Raw genomic sequence first — 24851 nt, forward strand, 5'->3', positions numbered from 1 at the left:
CCAGCCCGGTTTTACAGAGGTATATTATAATTAAAAAATCAGGGCACAAATGTCATCTTTAATGCAAATTAGCGCCTGGTAGCTTTTTTTGGCCGTTCATACGCTTATATAACAACAATATTACATTGCCTTTTTTTTAATATTATTATTATTTTGTTAATAATTTGATAACATTAAGGCTTCAATGCGTTGGTTTTGTTAGTCTAAAAGCCAAATAAATAATTAATTTATAATTCTTATAAAATTACTTGTGTAAACAGTACACACTATTTACATTAGTATCAACGCCAATAAGGATTTTTACGTTGGCCAACAATTATATAAAACCTAATATTTTTATAACATTTATTGATTTGGTGAAGCTCCTTTTTTAGGGTATAAGCCATAAAGTGAAGTAGTGATAAGTTTAAATTTATTATCGTTATTAGTGCATATTAAATGATAAAACGTTTACATTTTTTCTTTTTAAATCATTTAGCCATTGGAGGTCCTTCTCACCAGGACCATTATCAATTTCTATTGGCTAAAATCAATTTCCGACCGCCGGTATAAATAAATTCAGTTTTAATTCAAAGTCTTAAAATCAAATAAATTAATCAACTAAATCTCAATCTCATGTTTAAAAGTTTACTCCTAAAGGGAAGAACATTGTGCCTGCTGTTATGCTGCATGGTTTCTTCATTGGTAGTTACAGCCCAAACAAAACACACAGGTAAAGTTATCGGAGCCGATGACAAATTACCTGTTGTTGGTGCGTCCGTAAGGATAAAAGGCACCAACACTGGCGCAGTAACTGATGTTAACGGTGACTTTACCTTAAGCCTAAGTCCCGGCAATGTACTTGTGGTAAGTTACATTGGTTATGTTTCTCAGGAAGTAACTGTAAGAGGCAGCGAATTTGTTACTATTTCGCTTCAGCCTGCTTCAAGTTCACTAAATGAAGTGGTGGTAACAGGTTACACCACACAGCTTAAAAAGGACATCTCCGGATCAGTTTCCGTAGTAGATGTGGCGGATGCCAAAAAAATACCTACAACCAGTTCCGAGCAATTACTGCAAGGCCAGGCTGCAGGTGTTACCGTTGTAAATAACGGTGCTCCGGGCGCCCCAAGTAACGTTTACATCCGTGGTATTGGTAACTTCGGTAACACCAGCCCTCTGTATGTTGTTGACGGTGCCCAGGTTAGTGATATTTCATTGATCAACCCTAATGACATCGAAAGTATCAGCGTGTTGAAAGATGCGGGCGCAGCAGCCATTTATGGTGTTGCCGGTGGTAGCGGTGTTGTTGTTGTAACAACCAAAAAAGGTAAAGCAGGCAAAACTACTATCAGCTATGATGGCTGGTATGGTGACCAGGAGCCTTTGAAAGGAAACGTTTGGCACCTGATGAACCCTGAACAACAATCAGAACTGGCTTTCAGGGCTAATGACAATGCAACTGAAGGTTTGTATCCGGGTGGCCCGGGTGTTATCCCAACATATGGCTATCATGGTTCATCTGCCGCTGGTTCTTTCGGAACTGCCGGTGTAACCAACGATTCAGGCATTTTACAATACTACAAGTTTGATGCTTCTAACCCAGGCAACGACTTCCTGATCCAGAAATTTGCAACAGGTGCAGGTACCGACTGGTTCCACTCTGTATTTACTTCAGCTCCTGAAATGCAGCACAACATTACTGCAAGCGGCGGTGGCGATAAAAGCACATTCCTGTTTTCTTTAAATTATTTAAATCAAACAGGTACATTATTAAATACTTACGAAAAAAGGTACCAGGCCCGTATGAACTCTAACTTTAAAGTTAATGATCATATACGCTTTGGCGAAAGCGGTTTTGCTACTTACAGGGAAAATCAGGGTGGTTATCCAGGCTCGCAACAACAGGAAGGTGGCTCAATTGCCTATACTTACCGCGAAATGCCTATTATACCAGTATTTGACGTTGCCGGTAATTATGGCGGTGGTTATGACGGTCCGGGTGGTGAGCCACTGGGTAACGGTAGTAACCCATATGCTATTGCTGTTAGAAACGGTAGCAACCATGCAAGGTTTGTGTATGTAGAAGGTAACATGTTTGCTGAAGCTGACATTGCCAAATACTTTACTTTGCATACCAACTTCGGTGGTCGTTTGTACAACCAGTACTATAACGATGTTACTTACAACCCTTACGAAAACTATGAAAGCCACGCTAATCCAAACGGAATAGACGAAAATGAGCAATTCAATAGTAACTATAACTGGACAAACACTATCCAATACAAACAAACTATTGGTAAACACAACATCCAGGTGTTAGCCGGTTACGAGCAAAAATACAGCACCGGCCGTTATTTCGGTGCTTCTAACACCGGTTTGTTTTCACTTGATCCTGCATATGCGCAGTTAGGCGATGGTACTGTTAGTTCAGCGCCTTATAGCACATTGCAACAACCAGTTGGTATCGAATCTTTCTTTGGTAAGTTAGATTATGTATACGATGGTAAATATATCTTAGGCGCTTCTGTTCGTCGTGACGGTGTGTCCTTGTTTTACCCAGGCAAACAATGGGGTACTTTCCCATCAGTTTCACTGGCATGGCATCTTTCTCAGGAAGATTTCCTGAAAGGGGTTAGCTGGATCAATGATCTGAAACTTCGTGGTAGCTACGGTGAAGCCGGGTTCTATGGTAATACTCCGGGTGGTAACCCTTACAATGCATTTAGTTCAGGTGCAGGTTCATCTTATTATGGCATCGGCGGTGGTTTAAGTCAAACCCAGCAAGGTTTCTACAATAGCTATATCGGTAACCCTTCCACTACCTGGGAAAATGATAAGTTAACCAACATCGGTTTGGATGCGTCGTTATTTAATCATTTAGATCTGACCGTTGAATATTACAAAAAAGAAAGTTCCGGCCTGTTATTTCAGGCATCATTGCCCAACACTGTTGGTGGAGCTACTGCCCCTGTTGTTAACATTGGCGACGTTCAGAACAAAGGTATCGACATCTCTGCCACTTATCATGACAGGATCAATAAGGACCTTACCTTTAGTGTAGGCGCCAACATAACTACCTACAAAAACAACATCACCAAAGAAACCGGCTTGTCAAATTTCTTTGACTCTGGTAACAACCGTGATAACCCGATCGTAAGGAACCAGGTTGGCCACCCAATCGGCGAGTTCTTCGGTTACATCGTATCAGGTGTTTACCAAAATGCTTCACAGGTATCAAGCCTGCCTGGTTATGATGGTGCTGCTCCTGGTTCATTCATCTACAAGGATGTTGACGGCGATGGCAAGATCACTCCAAACGACCGTGCTTTTATGGGCAATCCAAACCCTAACTTTACTTACGGTTTAAACCTTAACCTGAGTTACAAAAGGTTTGACTTTACTGCAGTATTATACGGTTCACAAGGTAACAAGGATTATAACTACACAGAGTACTGGACAGATTTCTACAGCACATTCCAGGGTGGTAAAAGCCTTAACCTGTACAACAAAGCGGCAATCGTGTCAAATGGTGTAGTAACCAACCCTGGCGCAACCTTGTCAGCAGCTTCGTTCTCTCAGGCCTTAGGTTCAAGCACAACCAGTTCATACTACGTACAGGATGGTTCATTCCTGAAATGCCGTGTGCTTTCTATCGGTTATGCATTCGATCCTTTGTTACTTAAAAAGATCGGTTTTGATAAACTGCGCGTTTACGTTCAGGGTACCAACTTATTTACAATCACCAAATATACCGGCTTAGATCCTGAATTGGTTTCTTCATTAGCTAATAATGGTGGAGCTGCTCCCCTGGGTATAGATTATGGCGCTTATCCAGGCAACCAGAAACAATATATTTTGGGTGTTAACTTAACATTTTAATTAATTAAAAATAAAAAATTTAGAGTTATGAAAACTTCTTATGGTAAATTCATCGCCCTGGGTTCGCTGGTTGCGCTTACACTAACCTATTCGTGTAAGAAGCTCCTGAACCAGGCACCGGTAGGGTCGCTAAACGGCGCAGTACTGGCCAACAAGGCTGGTCTGGATGGCCTGCTGATCGGCGCCTACTCCATGCTGGATGGCTATGGCCAAACATCAACTGAATGGGAATCAGGTATTGATAACTGGGCATATGGCGGTATTGGCGCCGATGATGCTTTTAAAGGATCAAATACTACGGATCAGCCAACAGCTGTGCCGGTGGAGAATCACACTATCGACCCTTCAAACGAATATATTGCTGAAAAATGGTCGGTGTTTTATAATGCTGTTCAGCGTGCAAATGACGTGATCCGCGAAATTCCTTTAATAAAAGATGGTTCCGTATCAGCAGATTATGCAAAAGAAGTAACAGCCGAAGCGAAATTTTTGCGCGGCGTGTTCCACTTCGAACTGGCAAAAATGTTCAGGAATGTACCTTATGTAGACGAATCTATCACTTACAGTGCAGGTAACTTTAACGTGCCCAACCCCGGCCCGATATGGGATAAAATTGAAGCAGATTTTACTGCTGCAATGGCTGGTTTACCAAAAACACAGGGACAAATTGGCCGTGCCAACTATTACGCCGCCGAAGCATTTTTAGCAAAAGCATACCTGTGGGATCACCAGTATGCCAAAGCCAAAACAGCCCTGGATGACCTGATCACCAATGGCGAAACTGCCGGCGGTGCAAAATATGCATTGAGCGCTAGTTACGAAGATAATTACAATGCTGTTAAAAAGAACGGCCCTGAATCAGTATTCGCGGTTCAGATGACTATTAATGACGGTTCAAACGGATCAAATGACAATCCTGGTGAGGCCTTAAACTTCCCTGCCGGTACTTACACAGGTTGCTGCGGTTTTTACCAGCCATCATACACTTTGGCCAATGCCTTTAAAGTGGATGCAAACGGCTTGCCTTTGTTAGGCACCACCAGCATGACTGTTGCTGATTTTACCGGTGATAATAAAACCACTACCAACGTTACTGCAAACATTCCCAACTCAAGTGTTACTAACTTAGGTAACGACCATGGTTTAGGCGCTTCGGATGCATTCACACCTCCGACAGATGCCTTGGATCCCCGTATCGACTGGACCGTTGGCCGTCGCGGTATCCCATATCTTGACTGGGGCCTTTGCGGTGGTGAACAATGGTCACGTGGCGACCTTTGCCCATACAACCCGATCAAAAACGTTTTCTACCACTCTCAGCAAGCTTCAACCGCTGATAACAACGGCGGATGGGCCAGTAACCAGGGTACAGCTGATAACTACAACCTGATAACACTTGCCGACCTTTATTTATGGCGTGCAGAGTGCGAGGTTGAATCAAGCGACCTAGCCGGTGCAATGGCTGACGTAAACGTAGTTCGTGCCCGTATGCAGGATCCTGCTGGCTGGGTTCACACCTATGTTGACGACAGCAACCCATCTGCTGGTTTTACCACCACTCCTGCTGCCAACTATAAGATTGGTTTGTATACCACATTCCCTTCACAATCATATGCCCGCGAAGCAGTTCATATGGAAGAGCAGTTAGAATTTGGTATGGAAGGTCACCGTTTCTTCGACTTACAGCGCTGGGATCCTATTTATGGTGGCCCTGAGCCTGCAGGTTACATGGCTGGCGTAATTAACGGCCATATTGCCGCTGTTACCCGCATTGCTAACCCTGTGTTAGACGGTCACTCATTTACCGCAGGTAAAAATGAGCTTTATCCAATACCTCTTCAACAGGTTACACTGGAAAATGGTCAATTGAAACAAAATCCTAAATACTAAGGATAAATACTTTAAAAAAGAGGTGGTGATGTATATCACCGCCTCTTTTTTTTTAACTTAGCGTGCTGTTTTTGAGGTAAAGCAACCCATTTCAAAACTATTTTGGATAGCAGGTTTGCTGTACACTAAAGCAAAAATGATTGAGAAGAAATTTTGTCCCTTAAAGGATATCATATACCCCTAAATGTTTATGTTGATGAGAAATAGCCTTTATCTTTTGTTTGGTTTATTTTTTCTTTTAATAGTATCATGTAAAAAAAAGGATACACTTTTTGAAAGTATCCCATCATCATTTTCGGGCGTTAATTTTAATAATAAGATTGTTGAAAATGATTCGATCAATCCTTTAGATAAGCTCAATATTTACAATGGCGGCGGCGTAGGAATCGGCGATTTTAACAACGATGGCTTACAGGATATTTATTTGGTTGGTAACGCTGTGCCCAACAGGCTATATATCAATAAGGGTAATTTTAAGTTTCAGGACGTGACCGTGGCGGCTGGTGTGGGCGGCAGGGGAGGCTGGGGAAGAGGTGTGGCTGTTGTTGACATAAATAATGATGGTTTATTAGATATTTATGTGTGCAATACCTTACTAAGTGATTCCAATAAACGGACGAACCTGCTTTACATTAACCTGGGGCCCGATAAAAATGGGGTTCCCCATTTTAAGGAAATGGCTAAAGAATATGGCCTTGATATAAAGTTACATTCTACAATGGCCTCATTTTTCGATTATGATAATGATGGCGACCTCGACATGTACCTTACCGTAAATGATGCAGAATCATCAGATAATACAAGCACATTCAGGCCTATTATAAGGGATGGAACCGGAAAAAGCACCGGGCATCTTTACCGTAATGATTGGGATCCCGTTTTAAAACATCCTGTTTTTCATGATGTATCAAAACAGGCGGGAATCTTGATGGAAGGGTATGGTCACGCTACCACCACGGTTGATATCAACAGGGATGGCTGGAAGGACATCTATGTAACCAACGATTTTCTGCCCGAAAATATATTATACATCAATAATCACGATGGTACATTTACTGATCGGTCAAAGGAATATTTTAAACATACTTCAACCAGCTCGATGGGGCAGGATATTGAGGACCTGAATAATGATGGCCTTGCCGACGTTTTTGAGCTCGACATGTTCCCCGAGGATAATTACCGTAAAAAGATGTTCATGAGCTCAAACTCATACCAGGTTTTTAAGAATTATGATTATTACGGTTACCAGTACCAATATAACCGGAATACTTTACAAATTAACCAGGGGCCACGCCCCGGGCAGAATGACTCAATTGGTGAGCCTGCCTTCAGTGAAACCAGTTTTTTAAGCGGGGTATCGCAAACCGACTGGAGCTGGTGCCCTTTGATAACCGATTTTGACAACGATGGTTTTAGGGACATTGTTATTACTAATGGCTATCCGCGTGATGTAAATGACCATGATTTTACAACGTTCAGGGCTGAAGCTTATATGGTAGCTTCGAAAAAACAAATACTTGACCAAATACCAATTATTAAAATCCCAAATTATGCCTTTAAAAACGGCGGCAACCTTCAATTCGCTGATGTAACTAAAAGCTGGGGGCTTGATGTACCAACATTTTCAAATGGCGCGGCCTATGCAGATCTTGATAATGACGGTGATATGGACCTGGTGATCAATAATATTAATGATGAAGTGCTGATCTACAAAAATACAGCAAGAGAAAAAAGTAAAAGCGATAGCCATTACCTGAACATAAAATTTGCCGGTGGCAGCCAAAACAAGGACGGGATTGGCGCATGGGCCGATATTTATTATGGTAATAACAAGCACCAGGTGTATGAAAACACACCTTTTCGCGGTTATCTTTCTACCATACAAAATATAGCACATTTTGGCGTTGGCAGGGATAGCCTGCTTGATTCGGTGGTGATCAAATGGCAAAATGGTAAAAAACAATGCCTCACAAAAGTTAAGGCCGATCAGTTGCTGAAAGTGAAAATGGCAGATGCAAAAGATAATTTCACCTTCGATCTGCCTAAAATAAATACACAATCTTTATTTAAAGAAGTAACCCGCAATGTTGGAGTTACCTACAAACATCAGGAAGATGACCTGGTTGATTTTAATATCCAAAAGCTGATCCCTCATAAATTGTCGCAATATTCTCCGGCGATAGCTGTAGGGGATGTTGATGGCAACGGGTATGACGATATGGTGATTGGCGGTACCTCAAAATATCCCGCCCAGTTACTGTTGCAGCAACCCGATGGCAAATTTATCCAACGCGATCTGCTTGCTAAAGGGGCAGATAACCCTAAAGATCATTTTAAAGATGAAGGGTTGCTATTGTTTGACGCCAATGGAGATGGCCACCCCGACCTGTATATTGCAAGTGGTGGTTATGAAAATAAGCCGGGTTCGCCATATTACCAGGACAGGCTTTACATAAATGATGGTAAAGGGAATTTCAGCGCGGCTGTTGATGCACTACCTGAAAACTATACCAGTAAGTTATGTGTAAAAGCAATTGATTACAATAAGGACGGTAAGATGGATTTGTTTGTTTCAGGCCGCGTTGAGCCCTGGAATTACCCGAAACCAGTGTCAAGCATGATCCTTCGCAACGACAGCAAGGATGGGAAAATAAAGTTCACCGATGTTACGGCAACTGTAGCAAAAGACCTTCAAAACATTGGGCTGGTTTGTGATGCGACATTTTCTGACTTCGATAATGATGGCTGGCCCGATCTTATACTTACCGGTGAATGGATGCCGGTAACATTTTTAAAAAATGACCACGGTGTATTTAAGAATGTTACGGCCAATACCGGGATAAGTGATAAGTTGGGCTGGTGGAATACCATAGCAGCCGGCGATTTTAACCATGACGGGAAAACAGATTATATTGTTGGTAACACCGGGTTAAATACTTTTTATAAAGCTTCTGATAAATATCCGGTTTATATTACTGCCAAAGATTTTGATAATAATGGTAGTTATGATGCTTTTCCGTCGCTGTTTTTAAAAGATCAGAGTGGAGAGATGCGGGAGTTTCCGGTTAATACGCGCGATGACATTATCAAACAGATGATTAGTATGCGGGTGAAATTTCAGAATTACAAATCATATGCCGTAGCGACAATGGATTCGGTTATTACGCCCGAGATGCAGCAGGGAGCTGTGCGGCTAAAGGTTAACACGATGCAGTCATGTTATTTGCGTAATGACGGAGATGGCAAATTCACGATGACCCCTTTACCGCTTGAGGCCCAGGTTTCGCAGCTTAATGGGATAGTAGTTGATGATTTTGACGGGGATGGCAACCTTGATATTGCTTTAACCGGAAACGACTATGGAACGGAAGTCGGAACCGGCCGCTATGACGCCTTTAACGGACTGATGTTAAAGGGCGATGGGCGCGGAAATTTTATACCGGTTACACTTCAGAAGAGTGGCATTTATATTCCGGGGGATGGAAAGGCTCTCGTAAAATTAATGGGTGCAAAAGGCAACTATTTGCTGGCTGCAAGCCAGAACAGGGATGTACTTAAAATATTTGAACTAAAACGGCCGGTACATCCGGTTAAAATTGAACCCACAGACGCTTACGCCGTAATAAAATATAAAAATGGGAAAATAACCAAATTGGAATTTTATAATGGTACATCATTTTTGTCGCAGTCGGGCAGGTTTTTTAATGTTGATAATACCATGGAATCAGTAAAAATTACTGATAATATGGGTCGAGGTAGGAATGTTCCGTTAAACCAATATATGAAATGAGAAATGTTAAATTAACAGCAGTTTTGCTTTTAGCATTATTTGCCGTGGGTTGTGCCCACAAAAACAAATCAGCACTATTAAATGATGCTGATGTGCTGCATGAAAATGAGCACCAGTTAACACAGGTAATTATTTACGATGTGTTTACGCCGCCTGTTGCGTCACGTATTTATGGGTACACGGCACTTGCATCGTATGAGGCGATGCGTTATGCCGACCCGAAATATAATTCAATTATTACCCAGCTTAAAGGCTTTGGCAAACCGCCGGTACCCCAAAAGGGCAAAGACTACAATTTTGCCTTAGCTGCAACCAAGGCATTTTTTACGGTGGCACATAAGGTTACCTTTTCTATAGACTCTTTAAAAAAGTATGAAAATGGTGTTTACCAGATGTACAAAGATAATCTTGACGACTCCACCTATGCCCGTTCAGTTGATTTTGGTGAACAAATTGGCAAATTAATACTAAAAAGAGCCGCAGTTGACGATTACCCCCAAACCAGGGGGAAACCAAAATATTTAGGTGAAACCAGCCCGGCAAAATGGCGTCCAACGCCACCTGATTACATGGATGGCGTTGAGTTTTGCTGGGGTGATATGAAAGTTTTTGCGATTGATTCGTCAAAACAGTTTTTTCCGGGCCCGCCGCCGGCTTACAGTGAGGATAAAAACAGTGCATTTGTTAAACAATACATGGAGGTATATAATAAAAACAAAAGCTTAACTGATGAAGAAAAGCTAATTGCCGCCTATTGGGACGATAACCCGTTTGTAATTCAACATAGCGGCCATTTAATGTTTGCTGATAAAAAGATCACTCCCGGCGGCCATTGGATAGGTATTACTACCATTGCCTGTAAGCAAAGTCATGCTAACGCAGTTAAAACTGCACAGGCCTATGCGCTTACTTCAATAGGCCTGTATGATGCATTTATATGCTGCTGGGAAGTGAAATACAAATACAGTTATGCAAGGCCGGTTACTAACATTAACGAGAAAGTAGATCATTACTGGCTGCCTTTATTACAAACTCCCCCGTTCCCTGAATATACAGCCGGCCACTCTACCATCAGCGCTGCGGCAGCAGTTTTGTTAACGCATGAATTTGGCGATAATTTTGCCTTCCAGGATACAAGTGATCTCCATTATATAGGCAAACAAAGGCATTTTGATTCCTTTATTAAAGCATCTGACGAAACTGCCCTGAGCCGGTTTTATGGCGGTATCCACTATCTTAACAGTTCACTGGTAGGTGCAACGCAGGGGAAGCAAATAGGCAATTTTATCTGGAATAAATTAAAACTTACCAACTAATCGATTTATAATTTACAATGAACTTTAAAAAACCGTATTTATTTATATTCTACCTTCTTTTATTGGTTGGGTTATTCTCAGGAACTTTATTAATCAACGGTTGCTCTTCAAAAGAGCCTGAAACATATACAATTACAGGTGATACACTTGTTGACGGAAAAAAACTTGTGGAGATTAATTGTACCAAATGCCACGCGCTTGTTCCGGCAAATGCGCTTAATAAAAATGTTTGGAGCCACCATACGCTACCACATATGGCGCATTACCTTGGCCTGTCGTCTTATCTTGGCGGATATTATAAAAGTGAAAAAGATACAGGAGGCATGTCATTGGCCGAATGGCAAATCATTGCCGGTTATTACCAAAAGATGGCCCCTGATACGATACTATCTATCCCGAAGCCAACCCCTTTACTCAATGATTGGGCTGGATTTACGCTGAAAAAACCTGGCCAGGCAAAGTTTTCTACTTTTACTACCATGGCAATGGTGAATCCGTTTACCCATAAAATTTATACTTCAGATGCTTTGACGGACAGGTTGCTTGAGTGGGATGGCAATTTTAACCAGCGAAAAGTAACCACGCTGCCATCAACAACTGTAAACGCCCTATTTAAAAAGGACGACAAAGGAAATAACATCGGCATTTTTTCGAGTATTGGCCAGATCCAGGCTGTGGATTTTCCGAACGGCCGCGTATTAAATATTAACCTTGATTCAAAAACTGATACAACCGCGAACCTGGTTGCAGATGACCTGGCGAGGCCTGTTCAGACACTGGAAGGCGATTTTAATAAAGATGGCCTAACCGATGTGGTTATACTTGGACAGGGACATTATAAAGGTGGCGTTTATCTGTTTAAACAAAATCCTGACCACAGCTATGCCCAATCCAATATTTCAAATAAAGCCGGGGCCGTTCAGGCTGTTGCGGGGGATTTTAACAATGATGGCTGGCAGGACCTGATGATATTGTTTGGCAGCGGCGATGAGGGTTTATGGTTGTTTTTGAACGACCATAAGGGTGGTTTCACTGAGAAGAATTTATTGCGCTTTCCGCCTGTTTATGGATCAACCAGCTTTCAGCTGGCTGATATGGACCATGATGGCAAACCTGACCTGATTTATACCAGTGGTTATAACTTTAATGATTCGCGAATATTAAAGCCTTACCATGGTGTGTATATTTTTAAGAATATGGGTAACTGGGATTTTAAACAAAAATGGTTCTACCCGTTGGATGGGTGTACCAAAGCTATCGCAGCCGATTTCGACGCCGATGGCGACCTGGATATTGCTACCAGTTCTTTTTACACCGACCTGCAGCACAATCCCGGGGAAGGGTTTGTTTATTTTGAACAGGTAAGCCCATTTAACTTTAAAGCCCATGCCGTCCCGGTAAGTAATTACGGCCGCTGGTTTACCATGGACGTTGGCGATTTTAATAACGACGGCAAGCCTGATATTATTTTAGGCAACTATAGTACCGGCTTTATGATACAGGGGATTAAACCATTCTGGGATGCAAAAACTCCTTTTATAGTGCTGGAGAATAATTTCAAAAAGTAAACTTAAATGATAGCCGGTAAGTTGGATCAATAATTCAACTTACCAGCTATTGAACCGCTTTCAGGGCCCTTGGTGGATAACGAAGATGAATTGGCGCGCCCCTATTTTGATCTTAAGATCAAAAGGTGTGCTTGTTTTTTGTCCTGTCGTAAATTTATAGCTGCATTTGTAAAGTAATGGTGGCGCTCAAAAAACAAGACCTGCAATTTATTCCATTCACCGATGTTTTTTACTACGCCGGCATCAACAAATTCATTATAAAGGAGATCACTGATCTTGAAAAAATCGTCCCGGCCAAGGTAGTCAAGATCCGCATCGGCTAAAATCTGTTCTAAAAGGTTTTTCGGCGTTTGCGGTAGCCGGGTTGCCATAATCATACCGCAGATTTTTTCAATATCACAAGTGTTAAAGTCGAAGTTTGGTAAGTACAATTGTGCTATGCGGCATGAGCCTTCTTCATGATTAGTTGCTCCTTCAATAAATCCGGAATCGTGAAATAAAGCTGCAGTAAGCAATAATTGCATATCATCATCAGTAATATTTTCGAGTTTGCCTAAATTTTCAGCAGCCTGGTAAACATCCATTACATGATCATAGCTATGGTAGGTGAAGTGAGCCGGCAGCTCCCGTTTAAGTTTGTCTGATATAAATTTTTTAGCTGATTGAAATTGCATGTTATACCGGTCAAAGCTTTTATTTTACTTATGTATAATAATGACGCAGAACGTATGTTTTTTTCTGCTGCATCTGTATTTCTTTAACGTTATTCAGGTAATAAGGTTCGTCCAAAATAATACAATAAAACGGTAAATTAGTACAGTTTCTCCTTCGTTTTAGTTGAGTAGATTTACTGCCGTCAAATATGTGTAGATGAAACACTATGCATGGCAAGGTTTAAAAAAATTAAACCGGTTGATGGGTAATTTCATCTTCAATAAAAAATAAATTATATCAATGAAAAAAGCCTTTTATTCGGTTGCTTTTGCTTTAATAATCACCTCTTTTATACCTGCCTGTCTATTTGCGCAAAGCGTAAGTGTTAAGCAAGTCAAACTTACAAATTTTGATTTGCAATCGTCATCCCAGGTAAATGCTTCAGGAGAGGAGTTGTCCGGAAGCAATTATCAGTACAAGGGTTATTGGTTCCCTGTTAAAGTACCCTCAACAGTGCTTACCGGCCTGGTTGCCAATCATATTTATCCTGATCCTTACCAGGGCCTTAATAATATGTTGATTCCGGATGCTTCTGATCAGTTTAACAAAGAATATAACCTGGAGCAGTACAGCTATTTGCCCAATGAACCCAATCCATGGAAAAAGCCGTATTGGTACCGGACCACTTTTAAAGTACCTGCGGGTGATAAAGGCCGTCACTTCCAGCTAATTTTTAAAGGAATAAATTATCGCGCAGCGGTTTGGGTAAATGGAAAACAAATAGCCGACTCCACCCAAATGGCAGGCATGTTTGCTGAATATAACCTGGATGTAACCAATGCAATAATAACGGGGGGCGAAAATGCCCTTGCAGTAAAAATTTACCCGCTTGACTATGCAGGCTATCCGGCAAAAGAACAATTGCAAGCCCTGGGCCCATTCTTTGAAAACGGGGGGCCAAGTGGTGATATCGGCAAAAACGTAACCATGTTGTGTTCGGTAGGGTGGGACTGGATCCCGCCGGTTCGTGATCGGAATATGGGGATCTGGCAGCCTGTTTACCTGCGCACGACTGGTGCGGTAACAATTGGTCGCCCCAAATTAGTTACTGAATTGCCAAATCTGCCAGATACAAGTGTAGCCAGGTTATCATTAAACTTATCACTTTTAAACCATAGTTCGGCTTTACAAAAAGGAAAATTAACGATCAGCATAAAACCGGAAAATTTTGCAGGATTACCCGTGCAGTTTACCCAAGACGAAACAGTGGCGGCAAACGGTGTATCAATAGTGGATTTGAATGCTGATAAAATCAGCCAGTTACTTATCCATCAGCCGCACCTGTGGTGGCCCAATGGCTATGGAAAGGCTAATTTGTACCGTATCCGCCTTCAATTTGCTGATGGTAATGGTATCGCTGACGATACATCGTTCGTTTTTGGTATCCGCACAGCCAGTTCCACCGCTACAAATGTCAGGGGTTTTGTGAGGCGCGATTTTTATGTTAACGGCAAAAAAGTACACTTGAATGGTGGCGCCTGGGTGCCTGATATGATGGTGAACCGCGATTCGGCGCGTTATGATTATGAAATGCACCTGTGCCGTAATGCCAATGTTAACCTGGTACGGATTTGGGGCGGGGGCGTAACACCGCCGGACGCGTTTTGGAATGCTGCCGACAAATATGGTGAGATGGTTTGGTCGGACTTTTGGGTTACCGGCGATACCCAGGGTGAGTTTAAAGGCTCGCCAGACTGGCCGCTTGAAGGAAATGTCTTTATAAAAAATGTGGTAAGCACTATTTATAGGATCCGCAACCACCCCAGCTTATTGGTGTGGACAGGCGGCAACGAAGGCCACGCCCGTAAAGAATTATACGATGCTATGCGTGATAATATTATAGCCCTGGATGGTACACGGCCTTTTATACCCAGTTCATCGGGCTATGCCAAATTGCCCGCCGGATGGAAAGGTTCGTACCCGGATGATATGCCATCGGGTGTTTACAGCGGTGGGCCCTACCAATGGGAAGATCCCAAAGTATATTATAAAAAGGCGGATTTTGGCGGCGACTGGGTATTTAAGGATGAAACAGGTATCCCCTCGCAACCCCCTTATACCACGCTCGCAAAAACTATTCCCGACCTGGTTTGGGATACCAAATTGCCATACCCTTTAAATAATAGCTGGGGCTACCATGACGCCTGTACCGGCGCGGCCCAATACGACAAATATTATAACGAAATGGTAAAACGTTACGGGCAGCCATCAACATTGGTCAACTTTTCTGACAAGATGCAGTTAATGAACTGGGTGGGTTACCAGGGTATTTTTGAAGCTGCCGGGCATAAACTGAATGAGACGGGCGGGGTAATGTTATGGAAATTAAATTCGGCCCTGCCAAGTGTGGTATGGCAGATATATGATTGGTACCTGGAACCGAATGCGGGTTATTATGCTATGCAAAACGCAGTTGAACCCTTACACATCCAGTTTAACCAGGATGATTCAACCGCGGCTGTTATCAACCGTTTGCACCACGCTACAGGTTTGTTGACCGCAAAAGCTGATATTTATGATATCAACAGCAGGCTGGTAAAAACATTTACCGTAAACCATATCGGCCTTGCAGAAGCAGGCACGCAGGAGGTGATCCCGTTAAAAGGTATTTTAAAAACTGCTAAGGGTGTAAGTTTTGTTGTGTTGAATTTAACGAATGCCGCTGGTAAAACAGTGTCGCACAATGTTTACTGGATGGCGCCCGGTGATGATTTGACCGGCTTTAACAGCCTGCAACCTGCGCAGGTGCAGGTAAAAGTAATAAAAGCCGAAAAGGGTACCGGCGAAAGCAAATGGACACTGCAATTTACCAACAATACAGATAAAATAGCGTTTTTTGTACGCCCTCAGCTGATGGAAAACGGAGAAGAAGTTATGCCAAGCTACTGGACAGGGAGTTATTTCACGCTGGCGCCCAATGAAAGCATTACGGTATCAGTAAGTGCGCCGCTTGCAAAATTAGGAAAAACGCAGCCAACTGTTTTATTAGAAGGATGGAACCTTCCGAAGCAGGTGATCTCTCTAACTGTTAAATAGAAATCAATCAATCCAAATAATAAAGTCAGGCAAGGCCTCCCCGAAACGGGAGGCTTTTGTTTTACGCAGGGTTATAGGCTGCAAGGCATTTGATGGCAGCGTATCTTCCAAGTTCAACCATTTCTTCGGCCCTGTAAAAATCAAACGTACCACAGGAGTGCCGTGAAACATCTACCAAAATATCAGGTGAATAGTTTTCCAGCGTCATCTGTGTGATATGATAGGTCATGAAACTGAGTGTTTTATTGATCAGGTTGAAGTATCCTAATTTTTCTTCGCCATTGGATTTTTCTTCGTTGCCCGATGGATGCAAAATATGCAGCTGGTTGTAAAAATCCCGGAGTTTTTTTTGATAGGTGGATTGTGTGGCCGCCGTTTCGGTTTTTTCAACCGGAGGCTTTTCAACAGGGATATCGGCATTTACATTCACAGCAATCAATATATCGCCAGGCGTTCTTTTTATACGATTGATAGGCATATTATTAATGATGCCGCCATCGATAAGCAGGCCGTCATCAAACTTTACGGGCGTAAAAACAGTGGGTATAGCCATGGATGCCCGTATGGCCTCAAATAAACTGCCTGTGGTAAAAACAACTTCTTTTTTATGTATGATATCGGCCGCTACCGCTGCATAGGGAATTTTCAGGTCTTCAATATTTGCATCCGGGATAAATGTTTTTACAGTATTAAGCAGTTTGTCGCCTTTAACCAACCCCTGCGAACTAAGCGTAAAATCAACCAGGCTAAAGAGTTTTATTTTATCAAGGGTATAGAGCCAGTTTTTATATTCCTCCATTTTGCCGAGCGCATAAACCCCGCCAACTACCGCACCCATAGAGGTTCCTGCAATTGAGGTGATATCAAATCCCTTCTTTACCAATTCTTCAATAACGCCAATGTGGGCTATTCCCCGCGCGCCACCTCCTGATAATACTAATGCCGCTTTCTGTTTCATGTTATTTGTTACCGGTGCCTATTTGTTCCCGGTGGTTAAATGAAGCCCGGGTTTCCGCGCTTTATCGTTTCGTCATATAAATCCGGCGGTAATTTAATTTAAATTCATCATTAAAGATCAATCTTATTGTTTATTGCCGGTGGTTTTCATCCGGGCAGTAGCGCGCGTGTTTTAAACGTAATAAGTTGTAAAAAGTAAGTTGAATTATGCCATTAAACTGTCTAATGTTCCGTAGGAACATCTCGTCGGTAGAAAAAAAGGTGTATTATTTTCTCGTTCCATAGGAACGATTGGTGTTTTTCGCTAATTTGCAAAGAGCAGGAATAGCACGAAGCGTTCCGATGGAACGCAAATTCCCACATTTTAATTTCTACCCACCAGATGTTCCTACGGAACAAAAGAATGTTGCCTGAATAGTTTTTATCAGTAATCAGAAGTGAAAAAGGATTGGCATTATCGTCGTTCCAGATATGCCTCCCCCGAAATAACAGGCGACATATGTGCTGCCTCCTCATCACTAAAAAGCCTCGACCGGATCATAAACCGCAAACCGAGGGGGATTTCGAGCGAAAAACTTGAGCCCCGGCCCTTGGTAACATCAAGGGTGAGGTGGGTATGCTGCCAGTATTCAAACTGATCGCGGGCCATAAAAAAACCACAGCCGGCCACATCGCCCAAATAAACATCGCTTTCGCCAACCCTGAATTCGCCTTTTTCAAAACACATGGGTTGCGAGCCGTCGCAACAGCCGCCGCTTTGATGAAACATTAGCTCACCATATTCATTGCGTAAGCGCTCAATCAATTCAATTGCTTCCGGGCTTGCTGCTATTCTTGCTGTGTTGTCCATTGCTGCAAATAAAAAAGGGCATCACAGCCTCCGCTGTAATGCCCGGTAAATAAACCTTTTGTTAAAAAAATCCTAACTTTTTCTTGTCGTATGAAATAAGCATATTTTTATTCTGGCGGTAATGGTTCAGCATCATTTTATGAGTTTCGCGACCAAAACCTGATTTTTTATACCCGCCAAATGGTGCATGCGCAGGATAAGCATGGTAGCAATTTACCCAAACACGACCGGCCTGTATGGCACGTGGAATTTGATACAACTCGTGTGCATCCCTTGTCCACAAACCTGCTCCAAGCCCGTAAAGCGAATCATTAGCGATCTCAATAGCCTCTTCGGTAGTTTTAAAAGTTGTAACGCAAACAACCGGGCCAAAAATTTCTTCCTGGAAAACACGCATTTTGTTATGGCCTTTCAACAGCGTTGGCTGGATATAATAACCTTCGCTCAGGCCCGAGCCGTCAAGATATTTTGCACCGCCGCCTGTTAATACTTCCGCGCCTTCTTCTTTGCCTATTTCGATATAGGAAAGGATTTTTTCGTACTGATCCTGCGAGGCCTGTGCGCCCATCATGGTTTCAGGGTTAAGCGGATGCCCCATTTTGATCTTCTCCACACGCTCAATTACGCGTTCGATAAAACGATCATAGATAGATTCATGAATTAGCATGCGCGAAGGGCAGGTACATACTTCTCCCTGGTTAAGGGCAAACATAGCCGATCCTTCCAAACACTTGTCAAAAAACTCGTCATCCGCGTCCATAATACTCGGCATAAATATATTCGGCGATTTGCCGCCCAGTTCCATTGTAACCGGGTTAAGGTTTTCTGATGCATATTGCATAATCAGTCTGCCAGTGGTGGTTTCACCGGTGAAGGCAACTTTTGCTACCCTTGGAGAGCTTGCCAGGGGTTTGCCCGCTTCCAGGCCAAAGCCAGTAACAATATTTACAACGCCCGCAGGGATCACCTCTTTAATCAAATCCATCAGGATCAATATGCCAACCGGTGTTTGTTCGGCTGGTTTCATCACCACGGTACAACCTGCTGCAATGGCAGGAGCCATTTTCCAGGCCGCCATCAACAATGGAAAGTTCCAGGGGATAATCTGCCCGACGACGCCGAGTGGCTCGTTGATGTTAAGAGAGACGGTATTTGCGTCGAGTTCAGTAACGGTACTTTCCTCCGATCTTATCACTCCTGCGTAATACCTGAAGTGGTCAATAGCCAACGGCAGATCGGCTGCCATGGTTTCCCTTATTGGTTTACCATTATCAATGGTTTCTATTGCAGCCAGGTAGTTAAGATTATCCTCCATCACCTGTGCAATTTTCAATAATACGTTGCTCCTTTCTGTGGGCGATGAATTCGACCAGGTGGCAAATGCTTTATGTGCAGCATCCAGGGCAAGCTCAATATCTTCCTTGCCGGAACGGGGCACTTTAGTGAAAGCCTGCCCGTCGATAGGCGAAATGCTGTCAAAATACTCGCCTTTTACCGGCGATTTCCATTCGCCCCCAATAAAATTGTCATAATGATCTTTAAACGAAGGGCGCGCAACCAGCCTTTCGGTTTCCAAAAGTGTTTCCATAAAATAATTTAGTTTAGTTATAAATTGGTGATTATAAAAATAGGTGCACAAGCAGGTAACTGTTATGCACTATTGTATCAGGTTTATGCATTAAAATATTAATAATTTAGAAACGTTATTTATAAAATAACTCGCTATCTTTATTTTAACCAATTAGCTGCTTTAATTGCAGCAGCATTACAAATCCGCATCTACTTTTTATGCAGCAGAAGTTTAAACCTCAGCTAGTGCCCCTGCAGGCCGAAAAGGACCTGAAAACCCTTGTGGAGAACAGGTCTGTTTATACCATGCAGCATTGTGAGCTGAATGTGTTTGAGACCAGGCAGCAATCAGAAAAAGTAAAGCTTGTTTTTGATGACATGGTGCTCACTACCATGTTGCGCGGTAAAAAAGTGATGCACCTTTTTGGTTCCGAGCATTTTGATTATTTGCCGGGCGAATCGGTAATTGTACCGGATAAGGAGGAAATGATCATCGACTTCCCTGAAGCAGACCTGCTAAACCCTACGCAATGCATTGCCCTGGCTGTTGAGGCAACTATGCTGAAGGATACGCTGAACCTGCTCAACGAAAAATATCCCAAAACCGAAAAGCAGGAGAGCTGGAATATTGATATCTCCTGCTTCCACCTCCAGAATTCATTGGAAATTACTTCGGCAGTAAACAGGCTGATCAACATCAGTACCGAAAATATTGCGGGGAAAGACGTCTTGGTTGATTTTACGCTGAAAGAACTGCTCATCCGCCTGATGCAAACCCAGGCCCGTAAACTGATCCTCGACAGCTATAATAACTACACGGCCACCAACCGTTTTGCATCTGCGGTGCAATACATAAAGGCGCATATCAGTGAAGAAATTACCATAGATACGCTTAGCAACCTTTGCTGTATGAGCAAGCCAACGTTTTTCAGGTGTTTTAAACGTGAATTTGGGATAAGCCCGGTGGATTTTATTTTGCACGAGCGGATAAAAATTGCCTGCACTATGTTACGCGACCAGAATGTAACCATTAGTGAGGCCTGCTACGCAGTGGGGATAAACAATTTAAGCTACTTTTTTAAATTGTTTAAACGGATTGAAGGCAAAACGCCAAACGAATTCCGCAAGGGGTTGAATTAACAACCTTATTCTCTAATTTTGGACTTCTGTTAACTAATCAATTTTTCAGTAAACTATTTATCATGAATTTTCAGCCGGACAGTGCCCAGTTGACAAAAGCACAAGCTTTTAAAGATCTGCATGAGCGTGCAGGTATTTTTGTTGTTCCAAATCCATGGGACGCGGGTTCGGCAAAAATGCTGCAAAGTATCGGGTTTAAGGCCCTGGCTACAACAAGTGCAGGTCTTGCCTTTTCATTGGGGAAAGCTGACGGAGAAGGTTCCGTTACCCTTCAGGAGACGTTGGAAAATGCCAGGAGCATCGTTGCTGCAGTAAATGTCCCTGTTTCAGCTGATCTTGAAAATGGCTACGGTATTGATCCGGAAGTTTGTGCAGAAACTATTTTGCTTGCCGCCCGGGCGGGTCTGGCAGGTGGCTCAATTGAGGATACCACGGGTCGCCCGGAGTATCCGATCCTGCCTTTTGATCTTTCGGTAGAGCGGGTTAAAGCTGCTGTAAAAGCTGCAAAAAGCCTTCCCTTTCCGTTTATGTTAACCGCCAGGGCCGAAAATTTGATCTATGGCAGGCCGGATCTTAAAGACACTATAAAACGGCTGGAAGCATTTGCTGACGCGGGCGCGGATGTGCTTTTTGCACCGGGCATAAAAACGCCAGAAGAAATTGCTTTAGTGGTAAAAGCGGTGGCCCCGCGGCCTGTTAATGTTGTTATGGGGTTAAATAATTGCAATTTATCGCTGACGCAGTTGGAAGACCTTGGGGTTAAGCGCGTTAGTCTTGGTTCATCGCTTGCAAGGGCAGCCTATAGCGCCTTTATTAATGGTGCAAAAGAGATATTGCAGCATGGAACCTTTAATTTCGCCAGCGATACCATACCATATGACGAAATCAATAAGCTATTTAAATAGGTCAGGGCTAAAAATGTCAGTTTACTGTTTTTACCTGCATTATGAATAAGGTGGACGTTTTAATTGCCGGCGCGGGCGCCACGGGGCTTATGGCCGCCTGTAAGCTGACTAAAGCGGGCAGAAAGGTACTATTGCTGGAAGCCCGCGATCGTTGCGGGGGGCGTATTCACACTATTAACCCGGGCGGGTTTTTAAAGGATACAGAACTTGGCGCCGAATTTATCCATGGTGACCTGCCGGTAACGCTAAGTTTGTTGAAGGAGGCGGGAATAGCATACCATCCAGCCTATGGCGAAATGGTGCATTATAAAAACGGGAAATTTGATAATGATGGGGGTTTTGAAGGATGGGACATGTTGATGCAAAAACTCCAAACCATCGACGAAGATATTAGCATTAATCAATTTCTGGATAAAGAATTTGCCGGTGATGAGTTTAATGAACTAAAGCTGTCGGTACGCCAATTCGCGGCCGGGTATGATTCAGCAGACCCGGATAAGGCCAGCACTTTTGCATTGCGAAATGAATGGTTGAATGATGACGAAGAAGCACAGTACCGGGTTAATGGCGGTTATGTAAAAATGGTTGATTATTTGGAGGGCAAAATAAGAAATGCCGGAGGCAACATTGTTTTGAATTCGATTGTAAAGGAAGTTTATTGGGAACCCGGCAACGTAAAAGCAACTACGGATAATGGTACCGTTTACGAAGCAGGGCAACTAATTATCGCTTTGCCTTTAGGTGTTTTACAGGCTGATAAAGATCAATTTGGGGCGATAACTTTTAATCCATCCATCCCCGTACAAATGGACGTTATTAATCATATGGGCTTCGGCGCTATCATTAAAATTCTGCTTGAATTTGATGAGCCTTTTTGGACAGACAAACAAACGGAAGCGTTGGCAGGCAGGAGCCTGGAAAATATGAGTTTTTTATTATCCGATGAAGAGATCCCCACCTGGTGGACACAGACACCTCAACAAAGCCCGGTAATAACCGGCTGGTTAGGTGGCCCGCCAGCTGCGGCTAAGAAAGATGTTCCGGATAGGGAAATTTTACGACAATCGTTGCAATCGTTAAGCAATATATTTAAAAGGAACATCGAAGAACTAAAAGCAAAGCTGGTTGCATCCCGCATTGTAAACTGGACCCATGATCCGTTTACGATGGGGTCTTACGCCTATGATACCGTTAATGCTGCAGCTTTTCGCGAAATATTGAAGCAGCCTGTCGGTAATACGCTTTTTTTTGCAGGTGAATATCTATATGATGGCGCTGCAATGGGAACGGTGGAAGCGGCATTAACGAGCGGGGAGGAAGTGGCGAAAAAGATGATCACATGATGCTAAACTTACTCAACCACTCACTTAATCAACTCAATCAACCGCACGCCAATAATTCCCTGAAACGATGATCATATCCATCAGTTTGATCGTATTATCGTAATAGTCAAAATCCTTCATTTTAAAAGCGATCATATAATCCCAAACTTTGTTTAACCATAGCTGGTTTTTTGAGTCGACAGCAGCAGAAACGGCAAAAGGGGCTATAAAACTAAGCGCTTCAAAATTCCTTGTTTTGATATCAGTGCCGGCCAGCGTATAACCTGCTGCCAGGTTGTAGGTATCATTATTGGTTGTTTCCCTTATCCAGCGGTTTATTTTGGTCACCATTTTTTTTGAACGAACATCTCCCGATAAAAGATAATCCAAACCAATACGCCATGGATCACGGCAGGCATTATAATTATAGTAGCCATCGTACGGCGATTCGAGGAAGTGAGAAGATGCCGGCCTGGGGTTTTTATTGATCGCTACAATAAAATCGGGTAAAAGACCAGCCTCCGGGCTGTATTTGTTTTGAAGGTTTGAAAACAGACTGTAATTTTTATCAATCACTTTATTCCACCTGTTATCATGCGTAGCCCGTGCAAATGCTTTAAAGTGTGATGGCATAAAGTCAGACGATCTCGTATCAAAATAATCCCGGCTTTCTGATTCTATGCCATCACACAATAAGATCGACCAGGTTTGATGATTGATATCAAGCTTCATTATTTCAGCGATCATTTGTTTGGCTGACTGCAGGTAATTAATTGGCCCCTTGCTGCCCCATTGTTTATCGGCAAGCAACAATGAGTAGGCAATATCCATATCGCCGTCGGTGGCTGATGTTCCATCTGCACTTTTGCCATTGGTATATTGCGCCCATGCCATTAAATACTTACTCCTTTTATCCGGATACGACTTAAAGTACCGGTATAAGTTATCATAAGTGGTTTTTGCCGTAGGGTCAAAGCCTGCCATTAATGCCGTGATGACCATCCCGTATCCCTGCCCTTCCGATACGCATCGTTTGCCGTCCTTGCCCCCGAACCAAACATAACTTTCGGTATTGCCGGGAAGTGTTTTTATATAACGTTTCTTCCACTGCGTATAAAAACCTGTTACAGAATTATCCAATTGAGTTTGAGAGATGTGATCCGGTTTTATACTGCCAGTAAAATATTTGTTGTGCTGTGGGAACGGCCTTTGAAAGTTTTGTGCCTGCAGGTGATTAACAAATAAAAATAAGGTTGAAAATAATACGATCTTATTCATTTTCATCTCAAATCAATCTTTTTTTTCCGGAGTACCAACATCAAATATATTGGTCGATAACATTAAGGTATTTGAAAAATCATTTTCAGCTTTTGATTCAGGTCAGTGATCTGGCTGTTATCAATCAATCCAATTTTTCCTTTAACTAATATTTTATCAATCGTCGCTATTTTACTTAATCGGACCAGCGACGTTTTCTTAATACCATTTGATAAACTGGGTTGTAATAAAATATCAGTGGGTTCCTGCCATTGAAGTTAGGTAGTAATAAATGACACCGTTACGTCAAGCGGCATCTCCGCAAGAATTAGCGCGGGTCTTAATTTATTGCCGGCCAAATTGGTAAACGGGAATGGGATAAGTACAATGGTCCCCTTTGGCATTAGTGTTTTTCCTTTATGTCTTCAACGGAATAAAGATCTTCCTCGTCATTTAAAAATTGAAAGGCTTGTGATTGTTCAATCAAACTTTCAATCCCATTTTTTAACATATTTTCTTCGTGTTTTTTAAAAACGTATTCGGCGAAATCGGAAATCTCTTCTGCCTTTTCAGCAGGTAACGATTTTAACGTTCTTACTGTTTTTTGAATGATTACTTCTTTGGTCATAACTAACACGTTTATACAAATATAATTAAAATAAAAAACGGATTAATT

Annotated in this window: 15 protein-coding genes and 1 pseudogene; 9 read left to right on the top strand and 7 right to left on the bottom strand. The window is 42.5% G+C overall.

Annotated elements, in window-relative coordinates; genetic code table 11:
* Nucleotides 1-615 precede the first annotated feature (615 nt).
* The 5 genes from MgSA37_RS07900 to MgSA37_RS07920 all read left to right on the top strand — a co-directional run bounded on the left by MgSA37_RS07900 (nucleotide 616) and on the right by MgSA37_RS07920 (nucleotide 12425).
* Nucleotides 616-3861 (top strand): SusC/RagA family TonB-linked outer membrane protein, encoded by a 3246-nt coding sequence (locus MgSA37_RS07900; protein WP_096351028.1) that lies wholly within the window; start codon nucleotides 616-618, stop codon nucleotides 3859-3861.
* Nucleotides 3862-3888: 27 nt separating this feature from the next.
* Nucleotides 3889-5751, top strand: a complete 1863-nt coding sequence (locus tag MgSA37_RS07905) for a RagB/SusD family nutrient uptake outer membrane protein (protein WP_096351030.1) — start codon at nucleotides 3889-3891, stop codon at nucleotides 5749-5751.
* A 196-nt stretch (nucleotides 5752-5947) separates the two neighbouring features.
* Nucleotides 5948-9541, top strand: a complete 3594-nt coding sequence (locus MgSA37_RS07910; protein WP_096357334.1) for a VCBS repeat-containing protein — start codon at nucleotides 5948-5950, stop codon at nucleotides 9539-9541.
* Entirely contained in the window at nucleotides 9538-10857 is a 1320-nt protein-coding gene (locus MgSA37_RS07915) for a vanadium-dependent haloperoxidase (protein WP_096351032.1), read from the top strand. Before MgSA37_RS07910 ends, MgSA37_RS07915 begins: the two co-directional genes overlap by 4 nt.
* Nucleotides 10858-10874: 17 nt before the next feature.
* Complete coding sequence (locus MgSA37_RS07920) at nucleotides 10875-12425, top strand: FG-GAP repeat domain-containing protein (RefSeq protein ID WP_096351033.1); 1551 nt, start codon at nucleotides 10875-10877, stop codon at nucleotides 12423-12425.
* 101 nt (nucleotides 12426-12526) lie between these two features.
* Here the strand turns inward: MgSA37_RS07920 and MgSA37_RS07925 are convergent, their stop codons facing one another.
* A complete protein-coding gene (locus MgSA37_RS07925) occupies nucleotides 12527-13099 on the bottom strand; it encodes an HD domain-containing protein (RefSeq protein WP_096351034.1) in 573 nt (190 codons plus the stop codon).
* A 280-nt stretch (nucleotides 13100-13379) separates the two neighbouring features.
* Here MgSA37_RS07925 and MgSA37_RS07930 point away from each other — a divergent pair, with 280 nt between their 5' ends.
* Complete coding sequence (locus MgSA37_RS07930; protein WP_096351036.1) at nucleotides 13380-16175, top strand: glycoside hydrolase family 2 protein; 2796 nt, start codon at nucleotides 13380-13382, stop codon at nucleotides 16173-16175.
* A gap of 61 nt (nucleotides 16176-16236) precedes the next feature.
* Here the strand turns inward: MgSA37_RS07930 and MgSA37_RS07935 are convergent, their stop codons facing one another.
* The 3 genes from MgSA37_RS07935 to MgSA37_RS07945 form a co-directional block, all read right to left on the bottom strand.
* Nucleotides 16237-17133 (bottom strand): patatin-like phospholipase family protein, encoded by an 897-nt coding sequence (locus tag MgSA37_RS07935; RefSeq protein WP_096351037.1) that lies wholly within the window; start codon nucleotides 17131-17133, stop codon nucleotides 16237-16239.
* Between the two features lie 453 nt (nucleotides 17134-17586).
* Nucleotides 17587-17982: a DUF779 domain-containing protein gene (locus tag MgSA37_RS07940; protein ID WP_096351039.1), complete on the bottom strand. Its 396-nt coding sequence runs from the start codon at nucleotides 17980-17982 to the stop codon at nucleotides 17587-17589.
* A 61-nt stretch (nucleotides 17983-18043) separates the two neighbouring features.
* Nucleotides 18044-19570 (bottom strand): aldehyde dehydrogenase family protein, encoded by a 1527-nt coding sequence (locus MgSA37_RS07945; RefSeq protein WP_096351040.1) that lies wholly within the window; start codon nucleotides 19568-19570, stop codon nucleotides 18044-18046.
* A 200-nt stretch (nucleotides 19571-19770) separates the two neighbouring features.
* Here MgSA37_RS07945 and MgSA37_RS07950 point away from each other — a divergent pair, with 200 nt between their 5' ends.
* The 3 genes from MgSA37_RS07950 (at nucleotide 19771) to MgSA37_RS07960 (ending at nucleotide 22939) form a co-directional block, all read left to right on the top strand.
* A complete protein-coding gene (locus MgSA37_RS07950; protein ID WP_096351042.1) occupies nucleotides 19771-20691 on the top strand; it encodes an AraC family transcriptional regulator in 921 nt (306 codons plus the stop codon).
* A gap of 62 nt (nucleotides 20692-20753) precedes the next feature.
* Nucleotides 20754-21596, top strand: coding sequence for an isocitrate lyase/PEP mutase family protein (locus MgSA37_RS07955; protein ID WP_096351044.1), 843 nt, complete (start codon nucleotides 20754-20756; stop codon nucleotides 21594-21596).
* Between the two features lie 41 nt (nucleotides 21597-21637).
* Complete coding sequence (locus tag MgSA37_RS07960) at nucleotides 21638-22939, top strand: flavin monoamine oxidase family protein (protein WP_096351046.1); 1302 nt, start codon at nucleotides 21638-21640, stop codon at nucleotides 22937-22939.
* 33 nt (nucleotides 22940-22972) lie between these two features.
* Here MgSA37_RS07960 and MgSA37_RS07965 read toward each other — a convergent pair whose 3' ends face one another.
* The 3 genes and pseudogenes from MgSA37_RS07965 to MgSA37_RS07975 form a co-directional block, all read right to left on the bottom strand.
* Nucleotides 22973-24196, bottom strand: coding sequence for a glycosyl hydrolase family 8 (locus MgSA37_RS07965; RefSeq protein WP_157750492.1), 1224 nt, complete (start codon nucleotides 24194-24196; stop codon nucleotides 22973-22975).
* Nucleotides 24197-24258: 62 nt separating this feature from the next.
* Nucleotides 24259-24432, bottom strand: a pseudogene (locus tag MgSA37_RS29700) (type II toxin-antitoxin system PemK/MazF family toxin); the annotation flags it as partial.
* Nucleotides 24433-24578: 146 nt separating this feature from the next.
* Entirely contained in the window at nucleotides 24579-24803 is a 225-nt protein-coding gene (locus tag MgSA37_RS07975) for a hypothetical protein (RefSeq protein WP_096351049.1), read from the bottom strand.
* Nucleotides 24804-24851: the final 48 nt, after the last annotated feature.

Origin of the sequence: Mucilaginibacter gotjawali (assembly GCF_002355435.1) — a bacterium.
GTDB classification, from domain to species: Bacteria; Bacteroidota; Bacteroidia; order Sphingobacteriales; family Sphingobacteriaceae; genus Mucilaginibacter; species Mucilaginibacter gotjawali.

Coding starts and splice junctions, on each gene's coding strand:
- MgSA37_RS07945 (WP_096351040.1), bottom strand. CDS start 19,570: ATGGAAACACTTTTGGAAACCGAAAGGCTGGTTGCGCGCCCTTCGTTT.
- MgSA37_RS07930 (WP_096351036.1), top strand. CDS start 13,380: ATGAAAAAAGCCTTTTATTCGGTTGCTTTTGCTTTAATAATCACCTCT.
- MgSA37_RS07940 (WP_096351039.1), bottom strand. CDS start 17,982: ATGGACAACACAGCAAGAATAGCAGCAAGCCCGGAAGCAATTGAATTG.
- MgSA37_RS07950 (WP_096351042.1), top strand. CDS start 19,771: ATGCAGCAGAAGTTTAAACCTCAGCTAGTGCCCCTGCAGGCCGAAAAG.
- MgSA37_RS07925 (WP_096351034.1), bottom strand. CDS start 13,099: ATGCAATTTCAATCAGCTAAAAAATTTATATCAGACAAACTTAAACGG.
- MgSA37_RS07955 (WP_096351044.1), top strand. CDS start 20,754: ATGAATTTTCAGCCGGACAGTGCCCAGTTGACAAAAGCACAAGCTTTT.
- MgSA37_RS07965 (WP_157750492.1), bottom strand. CDS start 24,196: ATGAATAAGATCGTATTATTTTCAACCTTATTTTTATTTGTTAATCAC.
- MgSA37_RS07910 (WP_096357334.1), top strand. CDS start 5,948: ATGAGAAATAGCCTTTATCTTTTGTTTGGTTTATTTTTTCTTTTAATA.
- MgSA37_RS07960 (WP_096351046.1), top strand. CDS start 21,638: ATGAATAAGGTGGACGTTTTAATTGCCGGCGCGGGCGCCACGGGGCTT.
- MgSA37_RS07915 (WP_096351032.1), top strand. CDS start 9,538: ATGAGAAATGTTAAATTAACAGCAGTTTTGCTTTTAGCATTATTTGCC.
- MgSA37_RS07905 (WP_096351030.1), top strand. CDS start 3,889: ATGAAAACTTCTTATGGTAAATTCATCGCCCTGGGTTCGCTGGTTGCG.
- MgSA37_RS07920 (WP_096351033.1), top strand. CDS start 10,875: ATGAACTTTAAAAAACCGTATTTATTTATATTCTACCTTCTTTTATTG.
- MgSA37_RS07935 (WP_096351037.1), bottom strand. CDS start 17,133: ATGAAACAGAAAGCGGCATTAGTATTATCAGGAGGTGGCGCGCGGGGA.
- MgSA37_RS07900 (WP_096351028.1), top strand. CDS start 616: ATGTTTAAAAGTTTACTCCTAAAGGGAAGAACATTGTGCCTGCTGTTA.
- MgSA37_RS07975 (WP_096351049.1), bottom strand. CDS start 24,803: ATGACCAAAGAAGTAATCATTCAAAAAACAGTAAGAACGTTAAAATCG.